Genomic DNA, 13,109 nt, shown 5'->3' with positions numbered 1-13,109 from the left:
ATGTCAAAAACATATTTAACAACCGAAACCTTAGCTGAACGCATCCACTACGACCCAAGAACCATTCGCGAATGTCTGATCGACAGCGTATTGATCGAAGGGATCCATTATTTCCGCCCCTTTGGAGGACGCAAGATACTCTACATCTGGGAGACCATTGAGCGCGATATGATTGCATCCTGCACATCCACTTTCGGCATTCCCATGGCAGATGGGGGGGTGTGCCATGGCTAGTATTCAAATTCGCAAGGAAAGCAACTGCCTTATCCTGGATTTCTATTACAAAGGAGTCCGGTGCCGTGAACAGACGGCTCTGAAGGATAATGTGACCAACCGAAAAAAGGTTAAATCCCTGCTCGACCGTATCGAGGTAGAGATTAAATCAGGCGCTTTTGAGTATCGCAAGTACTTCCCCAACAGCAAAAACGCGCCCAAATTTGATTCTACGCTTCAAACTGCGTCCCCTTGCTCACAACCACCGACTTCCAACCTGTTGACCGAAAGCAACGGAACTTCGAACACCCCGCTCATGAGGGACTTCGCCAATGTATGGTATGCGGAAAAGGAGGTTGAATGGAGGAACAGTCACCGCAAGGGCATTCGATATGACCTGAACAGTCGGATTATTCCCTCTTTCGGCGACAAGGAAGTCGGCAACATCACCAAGTCAGACATTCTTTCCTACCGTGCTGATCTCGCCAAAGCCCAGGGACGGGGAAAGAATATTACGCTGTCCAACCGACGCATCAACAAGATCACAAATTTGTTGAGGCAAATCGTCAATGAAGCCGCCGACCGGTTCAATTTTCGCACACCTTTCCAGAATATCAAACAACTCAAAGTAAAACGGACGGATGTTGATCCCTTCACACTGGATCAGGTCAGGTCATTGCTGGATCATGTTCGCGCTGATTACAGGAATTACTTCACGGTACGATTTTTCACAGGGCTACGCAGTGCAGTGGCGAACTCAATGGTCTCAAATGGAAGTTTGTAGATTTTGAACGACGAGTGATCATGGTCAGGGAAACCATCGTGGGCGGGGAGGAAGAATACACCAAAAACGACAGTTCCCAGCGAGATATCCAGTTGTCACAGGTGGTCTTCGATGCCCTTAAGGCGCAAGAAAAGTCAACAAGACACCTTTCGCCTTATGTGTTTTGCAATACTCTGGGGAAACCCTTGGACAATAAAAATGTGACCAACCGGGTTTGGGCACCACTGCTGAGAAATCTGGGGCTATCTCCGCGCCGACCCTACCAGTGTCGCCATACCGCGGCCACTCTATGGCTTGCCGCTGGAGAAAACCCTGAGTGGATTGCACGGCAGATGGGGCATACCACCACGGAAATGTTGTTCCGTGTCTACTCTCGCTATGTCCCCAACCTGACCCGGCAGGATGGCAGCGCTTTCGAGCGTTTGCTGATGCAAAACCTACCCGCTGTCGCCCAGACCAATCCCGCTGCTTCTGGTTCCAATACCGTCCAAGACGAGGTGTGCCATGATTAACCCCAATGTTTTTCCGTTCCCTGAAATCGAAAACCCCATGACCAATAGGGTCACTGCACCATGTACCGAGGGGATGCCTTATATTTTTCGGCTGACCTCGGTCACCCATCGGCAGGAAGAACGATGCATACGGTACACGGCACACCTATACCATGACAAGGCAGCCATCAAGGTTGAGTGGACCAGGAATCAACCGGATATCAGGCTGCGACCGTTTTTCCTGGTTTCACCCCGCTGGAAAACCAGACCTACCTCAATTAACGGTGCGCTTCAGATTTCTAGGCTCGTTCTGATGGAACACCCAGAACCCGAGGAAAACCTGTTCCGGATGGTGCCCTCTGGTTGGATCAAGGACCGCACAATAATCCATCAAGCCATCACTTTGCTGGATGAGTTGCCTCGTCCCTATCGCTTCCTATTCAACGCTATTTTTTGGAACGGGGACAGGTTTAGAAGGTTCTGCATGGGGCCGTCCTCCATGAATGCTCATCACAATTATGACAACGGCAACCTGATTCATAGCATTGAGTTGGCTCAAATGATGTGCGCTGCCCTCAAAGAACCAGATCCCAGAAAGGAAGCCTTGGCTATCTTGGTGGGGTTGCTCCATGATGCAGGCAAGGCAGATGAGTACCAACTCTCCCCCAAGGGAGATTGGGTCCTGACGGACCGTGGAAAATTACTGGGACACCAAGTGACGGTGGTGGAATGGATTGCGGCAGCATATGCCAAACACCCCGTCCACAATCTACCAAGGGAGCATTACGAGGCATTGTTGCACTGTCTCACCTGCCATGCCCATGCTCCCGATTGGTTAGGTATCCGCAAACCGAGGATGCGGGAGGCCATTCTTCTTTCCGGCCTCGACCAATTCACAGGACAGGATGAACTGATGCGCCGGTGTGCCCCCAGGGAATCAGGATGGGGAAATTACCACGAAAAACTTAAGGGTGGGAAACCCTATCAGGTAGAATCTATCCCATTGAAGGCGTAGAACACTTTGGTGATCAATGAATGGGCTGGTGCCGCAAAGTACTGGTATGGCGGGCAAGTCGGCAAGCATGTGCACTGGTTATCAGATTAACCAGTGCCAGACAATCGGGCTACAATGTACCCATTGGATTGTCTTGTGATATGTGGGGGGGCACTATGGACGTTTTTGAAAAGGGCGGAATCATAGTTATTGCGATGGAGGTTCTGATACTCGTTATGAGCATTTTTATGGTGCGTCATTTCAATAAGCAGATCCGTCAGAAAAGAGAAAAAGCCTTACTGGCCAAACGGAGTCTGGAAGCCCCTCAATAAAACCGCCAACTACGCCTTTGGGCTTGCTGAGGCATCCTTCTCTTGACAGTTATCTTGATTATCGTCACAAGAATGGAAGAGAAACCGACTATCTGGGGTGGCGCCCGCCCCTTTCACGATACCGCGCAATATTTTCCGTGTTAAATGGAGCCGTGAATCCGATTTTTAAGTTTTCGTTCAAGTGTCTTCCGGTTCAAATACCTGACCATGAAAAAACTGATAACAAGAGCCAAAAAAGCACTGGTAACAGCAGCAATACACCCCAGCGTAAAATCATCGTTCAGCATTTTCACCTCCCACATCCTTTCAGAACAAACCAAGGTAACGATACCCCTTCACAGTTTTCCAAAAAACCCAAGTATCAAGGAAGACCGCGAAACTTTACCATTGCCGTTCATTGTCCCACTTTTAATTGCACATGTCTTGAGACATTCATTTTCCAGGTTCGGCTTGACGCACGATAGCATATGCAGCCCTTACGATGGACTGTTAGGCCAACGCTAACGGTCACGCCCATCTATACTCAATTAACTCTGAGCGACCGCTTTGGAGCAGGCAATTCGAAATTCTGATCGAGTACAATGTGCCAGGAGTTGCCGGTGGTCACTGGGCTGGCAACGGCAGGATAGAACCTGTTGCTGTCCCACGTTCACCCAGTTATGCTGTCATTTGAACGGCTGCTGTACTTCGAAACCGGTCGGAAGGCCAATTCACACTGCGGCCGAAGTGTGGACACACAATCCACATTGAAAAATTTCTGCCAGGCGGTTGCAGGTCAAATCAGCACCATACTTCTGTAAGGAATCGTTAAAAAATAAAATGGACTTTTATGCATTGTCTGCTACACTTGGTGCATGGAGGCAGACAAACTAATCACGGCGCGGTACGAAGCTCTCGAATGCGTTCTTGATGAGCATCAGAGGCGGCTGTATGCGGCAGTGGAAGCCAAGGTGCTTGGTCACGGAGGGGTCAAGCGCGTTCATGAGGCTACCGGCGTTGCACGAGGTTCGATATTGGCAGGTCTTCGGGAGTTGGAACAAGGGATAGTCACGATTACGGGTGAAGTTCGTCGCATCAGGCGCGCAGGAGCTGGGCGCAAGAAGTTGACAGAACTGGACGCCGGGGTGAAAGAGGCGCTGGAACGGCTCGTTGAGCCGGTTACGCGAGGCGACCCGGAGTCCCCATTGCGCTGGACATGCAAAAGTCTGATGCAGTTGTCGGGTGAATTGGCTGCTTGTGGTCACAAGATCAGTCATGTGTCAGTAGGCACCATGTTGAAAGAACTTGGTTATAGCCTGCAAGGTAATCGCAAGACACTGGAGGGAGCCAGTCATCCTGATCGAAATGCTCAGTTTGAATTTATCAACAAGAAAATAGAGACAGCCTTGAATGCCGGGCAGCCCGTCATTTCGGTTGATACCAAGAAGAAGGAGCTGGTTGGTCAGTACAAAAATGGTGGAAAGGAATGGCACCCGCAAGGACAGCCGGATGAGGTCAATGTGCATGATTTTGTGGGCGAACTGGGCAAGGCCAATCCCTATGGCGTTTACGACTTGGGTAGCAATAGTGCGTGGGTCAGCGTGGGTACTGATCACGACACGGCGAGTTTTGCCGTTGCTACTGTTCGGCGCTGGTGGTTTGCCATGGGAAAAGCACTTTACCCCAGTGCCAAAGAACTGATGATCACGGCGGATGGCGGGGGAAGCAACGGCTCGCGAGTTCGGCTATGGAAGTTTGAGTTACAACAACTTGCCGATGAACTTGCCATCCCAATTCGGGTTAGTCATTTCCCACCAGGGACAAGCAAATGGAACAAAATTGAGCATCGCCTGTTCTCATACATAAGCATGAATTGGCGTGGGCAGCCATTGGTGAGTCACGAGGTTATCGTTAATTTAATTGCAGCGACTACGACACGAAAAGGATTGAAGGTTCAGGCGCAACTGGATACAAATCTCTATCCAAAAGGCATCAAGGTTTCCGATGACGAGTTCGCAGCCATTCGTTTGGATCGTGATAGTTTCCATGGCGAATGGAATTACACCATTACACCGAACACAACTTAAAAGTGCACGTTATTATTTTATGATTCCTAAGTATTGATGGTAAGGGTTCAAATCATCATTCATGACCTCGACTGTGAGGGTACAATGCCCTATCAGCGAATCGCTTGGTGTACCGCCTCGACCCTAGATATCTATGCTAAAACTGGAACAACTCACTCCCAATGCCTCCGTGCGTGGGATCGTCCCAGATACTCTGGTGACGGTAATCAATGTGAAATGGTTCGGTTCTGAGGCTCTTGAACTCACCTATAAAACGCCCAACGGAAAAGTCGCCAACGAACTGCTCTACCGTGATGCCGAACCCCGCCTTGATCTCGTGGAACAGGGGCGGCCATGGAGTTTCGATGGAGATGGTGCCTTATTCCGGCTTGTTTCCGAGGCCCAACGTATTCGCTTGGCCCACCTGTTTGACCCTGTTTTAGCGGTTCATACCTCGCTGGTCGATCCCCTTCCGCACCAGATTACGGCAGTGTATGAACATATGCTGCCTCGGCAACCCCTGAGGTTTTTGCTGGCAGATGATCCCGGAGCGGGTAAAACCATCATGGCCGGTTTGCTGATCAAGGAGTTGGTGGCCCGTGGGGATTTACAGCGTTGTTTGATCGTCTGTCCCGGTAGCCTTGCCGAACAATGGCAGGATGAGTTGTATCGTCGTTTCCATTTGCCCTTTGAGATTCTGACCAACGATAAACTCGAGGCTGCGCGAACGGGCAATTGGTTTCTTGAAACCAATCTGGTTATTGCCCGTCTCGACAAACTGGCCCGTAACGAAGAAGTCCAAATGAAATTGCAGGCTCCTGACTGTCGTTGGGATCTGGTGGTATGCGATGAAGCACACAAGATGTCCGCCACGCTTTTTGGGGGGGAGGTGAAATACACCAAGCGTTACCATCTGGGACAATTACTTTCCAGCTTGACGCGTCATTTTTTGTTGATGTCTGCCACTCCGCACAATGGCAAAGAGGCCGACTTCCAACTGTTCATGGCTCTGCTTGATGGTGATCGCTTCGAAGGCAAATACCGGGAAGGAGTTCATTCTGCCGAAGTATCCGATCTCATGCGGCGGATGGTAAAGGAGAATTTGCGCAAGTTCGACAATACTCCTCTTTTTCCCCTGCGTATGGCCTACACGGTTCCTTACCATCTTTCCCCGCAGGAAGCCGCCTTATACGGGGCCGTCACGGAGTATGTGCGCAATGAATTCAACCGTGCTGAAGCCTTGGAAAATGACAAACGGGCCGGCACCGTCGGATTTGCCCTGACCATCCTGCAGCGCCGACTGGCATCCTCTCCGGAGGCGATTTACCAATCTCTGCGCCGTCGCCGTGAACGGTTGGAAAGCAAGTTGCGGGAATTGGAATTGTTGCAGCGCGCCGAGCAGGTGTCCCTCGCACTCTCCGTTACAACGCCCACCCTGGATGCTGAAGAAGTGAGCGATCTGGAGGAGGCTCCAGACACTGAAGTCGAAGAGGTAGAGGAAACCATACTCGATCAAGCGACGGCGGCACGCTCTATCACGGAACTGAAGTTGGAAATTGAAATACTCAACGATCTGGAACGGCAGGCCCTGACCTTGAGGCGCAGTGGTAACGACACGAAATGGACCCAACTTTCCGGGTTGCTGGGAGAAATCTTTGCTCCTATGGGATCTCCTCTGGAAGTCGGTGAAATCACCTCCCCCTATGGCGCGGGAGAAATTCCCCCACCTAAGCCTTCGCCCCATCAAAAACTGGTAATTTTCACTGAACATCGGGACACGCTGAATTATCTGGAAGATCGTATAACCCGATATTTGGGAAGACAGGAAGCTGTGGTCACCATCCATGGAGGCACAGGACGAGAAGATCGACTCAAGGTGCAGGAGTCTTTTCGCCATGACCCTACCGTGCTGATTCTTCTGGCCACCGATGCTGCAGGTGAGGGTATCAACCTGCAACGCGCCCACCTGATGGTGAATTACGATCTGCCCTGGAATCCCAATCGACTGGAGCAACGCTTCGGTCGAATTCACCGGATTGGTCAAACGGAAGTCTGCTACCTGTGGAATCTGGTGGCGGATGATACTCGCGAAGGAGATGTTTATCGCCGCTTGCTGGATAAACTGGAAGAAGCCCGTCAAGCCCTGGGGGGACAAGTCTTCGATGTGCTAGGCAAGTTGGCCTTCGAGGCCAATGGCAAGGTCATGTCCCTGCGCGATTTGCTGATCGAAGCCATTCGCTTTGGGGAACGGCCCGAGATTCAGGCATTCCTCTCGACTGCGATGGAGACCACTCTGGATGGTGAGCATATCCGCTCCCTCCTCGAGGAACGACAGTTGTGCCATGACTCCATGGATGCCAGTGCGGTCCAACGTATACGGGAAGACATGGAAAGGGCCGATGTGCGGCGCCTCCAACCTCACTACATCGAATCATTTTTCCTGGAAGCATTCAAGCATCTGGGCGGACAAGCCAAACAGCGGGAATCACGCCGTTTTGAAATTACCCATATGCCCGCTCCGGTGCGCCACCGTGACCGGCTCATCGGAATCGGGGAACCCGTATTACCGCGTTACGAACGCATTACCTTTGAGAAATCCCTCATTGCTCCTCCGGGCCAACCCCTAGCGGCATTTGTCTGCCCTGGGCATCCGGTGCTGGATGCGGTCATTGATCTGACCCTGGAACGCCATCGTGATCTTCTGAAGCGAGGAGCCCTGCTGGTCGATGAGAATGACCAGGGGACTCAACCGCGGGTTCTGTTTTACCTTGAACACTCCATTCAGGATGCCAGTTTGAATCGGGATGGTAGCCGTCATCTGGTTTCCAAACGCATCCTTTATGTGGAATTGGATGCAGAGGGTAAAGCGCGGCATGTCAACTATGCCCCTTACCTGGATTATCGCCCGCTGACGACAGACGATCCCACCATGGAAGCCTTACTGGCCCACAAAGAAACACAATGGATTACCCGCGAACTCGAAGATCAAGTCCAGGGTTATGCCATTACCCATATCGTTCCAGAGCACTTATCTGAAATCAAAAGCACCAAATTGGGCATCCTCACCAAGACGGAAGCGGCTGTCAAGGATCGGCTCACCAAGGAAATCAACTATTGGGATCACCGTGCAGAAGAACTCAAACTGCAGGAACGAGCCGGTAAAATCAATGCACGGCTCAATTCTTCAGAGGCTCGGAAACGGGCCGATCTGTTGCAGGGACGCTTGCATAAGAGACTCGAAGAATTGCGCCTTGAAACTCAACTCTCCCCGCTACCCCCCGTGGTCTTGGGTGGCGTGGTGGTGATTCCCAAAGGACTGATCCAGTCCATGCAGGGGATTGCTGTTTCTTCATCCACTACCGACAAGTTGGCCGTGGCTGCACATGCCCGCGCCATCATCATGGAGTTGGAGCACTCTCTGGGGTATCAACCCATTGACCGAGAATTGGAAAAGTTGGGTTATGACATAGAAAGCCGAGTGCCGGGCACCGGCAAACTTCGCTTCATCGAAGTCAAGGGCCGCACCACTCATGCAACCACCCTGACGGTCACACGCAATGAGATTCTCTATTCCCTCAATAAACCGGATGATTTTATCCTGGCAATTGTGGAGTTCATGGAAAACGGGACGCACCAGGTTCACTATGTGCGCCAACCTTTCAAACTGGAACCTGACTTTGGAGCCATCAGCGTCAATTACGATTTTTCTGATTTGTTGACGCGCGCTGGGACCCTGTCATGACCAATAAAACAATTATTATTGTAAATTCGTTTAATCAGTGCAAATATAACGATTAAATTGTCATCAAGAGCGTTTCTTCATGCTGATCGAGTTTAGCGCCACCAACTTTCGCTCCTTACTGACTCGTCAAACCTTGACGATGGTGGCGAGTGCTGATTCGACTTTGGCAGAAAGTAACCTCATCGAATACTCCCATGAAAAACTCCGACTGAACCGCCAGGCAGCGATTTACGGGGCCAACGCTGCAGGCAAAAGCAACCTGCTGATGGCCATCGAAGCCTTGCGTATGCTGGTGTCCCAGTCCGCAGGGTTACAGGAAGGGCAACCTCTCTCCTGGATAGTTCCATTCCGTTTGGGGCCGTCCAACGAACCTGCTGAAACCGAATTTGAAATTATCTTTGTCGCCGAGGGCATCCGCTATCACTACGCCGTAGCCGCTACTTCCACGCGCATCTATCATGAATGGCTCGTGGCCTACCCCCAAGGACGACCTCAACGCTGGTTTGAACGCAATTACGATGCCGCAAGGCAACAGGAAGACTGGAAATTCGGTCCGCGCTTTGCCGGCGACCGAAGTCAGCATAAATTGTGGCAAAACTCCACTCGAAGCAATGCCCTTTTTTTATCCACGGCGGTACAACTCAATAATGATCAACTGAAACCCGTCTTTCACTGGATCACACAGCAACTGATCGTCATTCTTCCGGGCAAGGTGGATTTCAACCCCGGACTCAGCCTGGATCTATTGAGAAGTCCCGTGGGGCATGATCAGTTGATGAAGGTGTTGACTGCGGCCGATGTCGGCATCGACCGGATGGAGTTGGAGGAAGGAAGTAACCCCCTTCAGGGTTCAGGACTCCTGATGTGGGCCCGGGTCATAGCCTGGCATACCACCTCGGAAGGCAGGGAGATCCCCTTTGACCTCACGAAAGAATCCGATGGGACGCGCGCGCTATTTCAACGGGCCGGCGGGTGGATCAAAGCCCTCGAGTCGGGGGCCACCCTTTGTGTGGATGAAATCGATCGCAGTTTGCACCCCCATCTGACGCGCTTTCTGGTGAAGTTATTTCGTTCGGAGACGAATCCAAAAAATGCCCAGGTGATTTTTACCACCCATGACTCCACTTTACTGGACCCAGAGTTATTGCGCCGAGATCAGATCTGGTTCGTGGAAAAAAACCAGAAAGCCTCACACTTTTATTCCCTTCTCGAGTTTTCGCCCAGGAAAGGGGAAGCCTTGGGCAAAGGATATCTCATGGGGCGCTACGGAGCCATTCCCTTCGTTGGGGACTTGTAACCTCCATGGCACGCTCACCCATTACCCGCCTCTTGATTCCCTGTTTTGAAGTCTGGATTCTGCTCCACTTTGAACGAACAGATGCTTCGTTTGGCAGTTGCCATGAAGTCATCCAGCGTGTTTGTTCGCATCTTCCACGCTATGAAAAAACCGATAAAGAAATATCGAAACACCTGATTGACCACCTGGACACGGCCCTTGCCAATGCCCACTGGCTGGCCGAGCGAGGCGAAAGCAACCGTTATAATCCTTACACCACCGTGCAAACATTGCTTCTTCATCTCCAGTCCGTCTCCTCCCAATAAGCCCCCCATGAAAAGAAAACTGATCGAAGTCGCCCTCCCGCTCGAAGCCATCAACAAAGCCGCGGCCCGTGAAAAATCTATCCGGCACGGTCATCCCTCCACCCTGCACCTGTGGTGGGCACGACGACCCTTGGCGGCGGCACGAGCGGTGATCTTTGCCCAAATGGTGGATGATCCTTCCGCCCATCCCGATCTTTTTCCGACGAAAGAGAAGCAGGAAAAGGAAAGAAACCGGTTGTTCAAGATCATCGAGGATCTGGTGCTATGGGAAAACACCACCAACGAAACCGTCCTGCAAGCCGCACGCAATGAAATCTGGCAGAGTTGGCGTCGCACCTGTGCCGAGAACGCCGACCATCCCAAAGCACAGGAATTGTTTGATCGGCATCACCTGCCTGCCTTTCACGACCCCTTCGCAGGGGGTGGAGCTCTTCCCCTGGAAGCCCAACGGTTGGGACTCGAAAGTTATGCCAGTGACCTCAACCCAGTGGCGGTCTTGATCAACAAGGCCATGATCGAAATTCCCCCAAAGTTTGCCAGCAAGGCCCCTGTCAATCCTGACGGGCAGAAACAAAAAAACCAGATGGACAAATCCTGGTCAGGGGCGACAGGATTGGCCGAGGATGTGCGTTATTACGGCCAGTGGATGCGCGACGAGGCCGAGAAACGCATCGGCCACCTGTACCCCAAGATCGCCATCACCCCGGAAATGGTCCAGGATCGTCCTGATCTCAAACCCTACGAGGGAAAAGCCCTTACCGTCATCGCCTGGCTCTGGGCTAGAACCGTCAAAAGCCCCAACCCGGCTTTTGCTCAGGTGGATGTCCCCCTCGCTTCCACCTTCATGCTCTCCACCAAACCCGGCAAAGAAGCCTATGTGGAACCCGTCATCGAAGGGAAAATTTACCGATTCACGGTGAAAGTGGGGAAACCAAAGGATGCGGAGGGTGCGAAGAACGGCACCGCGGCTGGCAAGCGTGCCGCTTTCAAGTGCCTGATGTCTGGTGTACCAGTGACCTATGACCACATCCGCGAAGAAGGCAAAGCCGGGCGCATGAGCGTAAAGTTGATGGCAATCGTTGCCGAAGGTGATCGTGGTCGTGTCTATCTTGGGCCAACGGGAGAAATGGAAGCCATTGCTCTGACGGCACAACCGACATGGCGGCCGGAAACCACCTTGCCGGTAAATCCACGCGACTTCAAAACGCCGAACTACGGGCTGACCACCTTCGCCGACCTCTTCTCCCCCCGCCAGTTGGTGGCGTTGACGACATTTTCTGACTTGGTGACTGAAGCGCTTGACTTCATCAAAACCCATGCCATCAACGCCGGAATGCCCGATGATGGCAAAGGATTGGATCAGGGTGGACTGGGGGCCACAGCCTATGCCGAGGCTGTGGGGGTTTATTTAACATTTGCACTAAGCAAGCAAGCCGACCTTTCGAACAGTCTCTGCAGATGGGAACCAGTCGCTCAGTGCCCTCGACAGTTATTCGGACGCCAAGCAATTCCAATGATATGGGACTTTGCCGAGGGAAATTCACTCGGAGAAAGTTCCGGAGCATGGATTGTATTTGTCGATGGGATCGTCAAGGCTTTTGCAAAGGCATTTCAGGTTGTTTCAGAGAAGGCATATGGTTACGCAAAACAATTAGATGCAGGACGACAAGAATTGTCGATTAGAAAAGTCATTTCTACTGACCCACCTTACTACGACAATATCGGTTATGCTGATCTTTCGGATTTCTTCTATGTCTGGTTGCGTCGGTCATTGCGCCCAGTTTTTCCCGAACTCTTTCAAACCATGGCAGTCCCCAAGACTGAAGAATTGGTGGCGACACCCTATCGACATGGGAGCAAGCAAAAGGCTGAAACCTTCTTTCTGGAGGGCATGACCCAAGCCATGCATCGACTGGCTGAGCAGGCACATCCGGCTTACCCGGTCACGATCTATTACGCCTTCAAACAGTCCGAAAGCGATGGTGCTGAAGGAACGACCAATACTGGCTGGGATACCTTCTTGGCTGCCGTCATTGAAGCCGGATTTGCTATCAGTGGCACTTGGCCAATGCGGACAGAGAATGATAGTCGAATGATTGGGCAGGGAACCAACGCCCTGGCTTCCAGCATCGTTCTGGTCTGTCGTCCCCGTGGGGCAAATGCCTCGGTGGCAACGCGGCGCGAGTTTATGGCGGTATTGAAGGCTGAGTTGCCTGCGGCCTTGGCGCATTTGCAAGCGGGAAACATCGCTCCGGTAGATTTGGCCCAGGCCGCCATTGGGCCGGGGATGGGGGTGTATACCCGGTATTCCAAGGTGCTGGATGCCGAAGGAAAGCCTTTGTTGGTGCGGGAAGCTCTGTCCCTGATCAATCAGGTGTTAGATGAAGCACTGGCAGAACAGGAAGGGGACTTCGATGCGGATAGTCGCTGGGCTTTGGCCTGGTTCGAGCAGTTTGGCTTCGACGAAGGGGATTACGGAGTAGCAGAAACCCTCTCCAAGGCCAAGAATACCAGTGTCACGGGCTTGGTGGAGGCCCATATTCTGGTGTCTCGTGGGGGTAAAGTGCATCTTTTGACCCCAGCCGAATTGCAGCCAGACTGGAATCCGGAGAAGGATCGTCGCCTCACGGCGTGGGAGATGGTTCATCAGTTGATCCGCGTGCTGGAAGGTCAGGGTGAAGCGGCGGCAGCAATCCTGGTGCGCCAACTCGGATCACATGCTGAAGTGGCGCGGGAACTTTGTTATCGTCTGTTTGCCCTGTGCGAAAGAAAGAAGCGCGCCACAGAAGCCTTGGCTTACAATGCCCTGGTACAAAGTTGGCCGGAAATCGCGCGTCTGGCCCGTGAAAAACCCCGCGCCACCGTGCCGGGCACCGACGATCTATTCGACAAAAGGGAGACCTGAG

Annotated in this window: 8 protein-coding genes and 1 pseudogene; all 9 read left to right on the top strand. The window is 52.2% G+C overall.

What is annotated here, in order from left to right:
* The 9 genes and pseudogenes from HO274_RS08725 to HO274_RS08680 all read left to right on the top strand — a co-directional run bounded on the left by HO274_RS08725 (position 1) and on the right by HO274_RS08680 (position 13,108).
* Positions 1–234, top strand: a complete 234-nt coding sequence (locus HO274_RS08725) for a hypothetical protein (protein WP_031597675.1) — start codon at positions 1–3, stop codon at positions 232–234.
* Positions 227–1,509: pseudogene (locus HO274_RS13565) on the top strand (Arm DNA-binding domain-containing protein). Before HO274_RS08725 ends, HO274_RS13565 begins: the two are co-directional and overlap by 8 nt.
* 292 nt (positions 1,510–1,801) lie before the next feature.
* Positions 1,802–2,503: a hypothetical protein gene (locus tag HO274_RS08710; protein ID WP_273118836.1), complete on the top strand. Its 702-nt coding sequence runs from the start codon at positions 1,802–1,804 to the stop codon at positions 2,501–2,503.
* Positions 2,504–2,658: 155 nt separating this feature from the next.
* The gene (locus HO274_RS08705; protein ID WP_273118834.1) at positions 2,659–2,814 is read left to right on the top strand and encodes a hypothetical protein; all 156 of its coding nucleotides are present in this window, start codon (positions 2,659–2,661) and stop codon (positions 2,812–2,814) included.
* Between the two features lie 854 nt (positions 2,815–3,668).
* Complete coding sequence (locus HO274_RS08700) at positions 3,669–4,880, top strand: ISAzo13 family transposase (RefSeq protein WP_273118831.1); 1,212 nt, start codon at positions 3,669–3,671, stop codon at positions 4,878–4,880.
* A gap of 133 nt (positions 4,881–5,013) precedes the next feature.
* Positions 5,014–8,601, top strand: a complete 3,588-nt coding sequence (locus HO274_RS08695) for a helicase-related protein (protein ID WP_273118824.1) — start codon at positions 5,014–5,016, stop codon at positions 8,599–8,601.
* Positions 8,602–8,680: 79 nt separating this feature from the next.
* Positions 8,681–9,898, top strand: coding sequence for an AAA family ATPase (locus tag HO274_RS08690; protein WP_273118819.1), 1,218 nt, complete (start codon positions 8,681–8,683; stop codon positions 9,896–9,898).
* A 5-nt stretch (positions 9,899–9,903) separates the two neighbouring features.
* Positions 9,904–10,203 carry an RloB domain-containing protein gene (locus HO274_RS08685; RefSeq protein WP_273118815.1) on the top strand — a complete coding sequence of 100 codons (300 nt, stop codon included), beginning with the start codon at positions 9,904–9,906 and terminating at the stop codon, positions 10,201–10,203.
* A gap of 7 nt (positions 10,204–10,210) precedes the next feature.
* Complete coding sequence (locus HO274_RS08680; RefSeq protein ID WP_273118810.1) at positions 10,211–13,108, top strand: DUF1156 domain-containing protein; 2,898 nt, start codon at positions 10,211–10,213, stop codon at positions 13,106–13,108.
* Position 13,109 lies beyond the last annotated feature (1 nt).

This window comes from Ferrovum myxofaciens (assembly GCF_013181415.1).
In the GTDB taxonomy this organism is placed as follows: domain Bacteria; phylum Pseudomonadota; class Gammaproteobacteria; order Burkholderiales; family Ferrovaceae; genus Ferrovum; species Ferrovum myxofaciens.
The sequence above is the reverse complement of the archived record's forward strand: the minus strand, read 5'-3'. Positions and strand labels throughout refer to the sequence as shown.

Excerpts from the sequence above, each read along its gene's own strand:
- HO274_RS08680 (WP_273118810.1), top strand. The coding sequence starts at position 10,211 with ATGAAAAGAAAACTGATCGAAGTCGCCCTCCCGCTCGAAGCCATCAAC.
- HO274_RS08685 (WP_273118815.1), top strand. The coding sequence starts at position 9,904 with ATGGCACGCTCACCCATTACCCGCCTCTTGATTCCCTGTTTTGAAGTC.
- HO274_RS08705 (WP_273118834.1), top strand. The coding sequence starts at position 2,659 with ATGGACGTTTTTGAAAAGGGCGGAATCATAGTTATTGCGATGGAGGTT.
- HO274_RS08725 (WP_031597675.1), top strand. The coding sequence starts at position 1 with ATGTCAAAAACATATTTAACAACCGAAACCTTAGCTGAACGCATCCAC.
- HO274_RS08710 (WP_273118836.1), top strand. The coding sequence starts at position 1,802 with ATGGAACACCCAGAACCCGAGGAAAACCTGTTCCGGATGGTGCCCTCT.
- HO274_RS08695 (WP_273118824.1), top strand. The coding sequence starts at position 5,014 with ATGCTAAAACTGGAACAACTCACTCCCAATGCCTCCGTGCGTGGGATC.
- HO274_RS08700 (WP_273118831.1), top strand. The coding sequence starts at position 3,669 with ATGGAGGCAGACAAACTAATCACGGCGCGGTACGAAGCTCTCGAATGC.
- HO274_RS08690 (WP_273118819.1), top strand. The coding sequence starts at position 8,681 with ATGCTGATCGAGTTTAGCGCCACCAACTTTCGCTCCTTACTGACTCGT.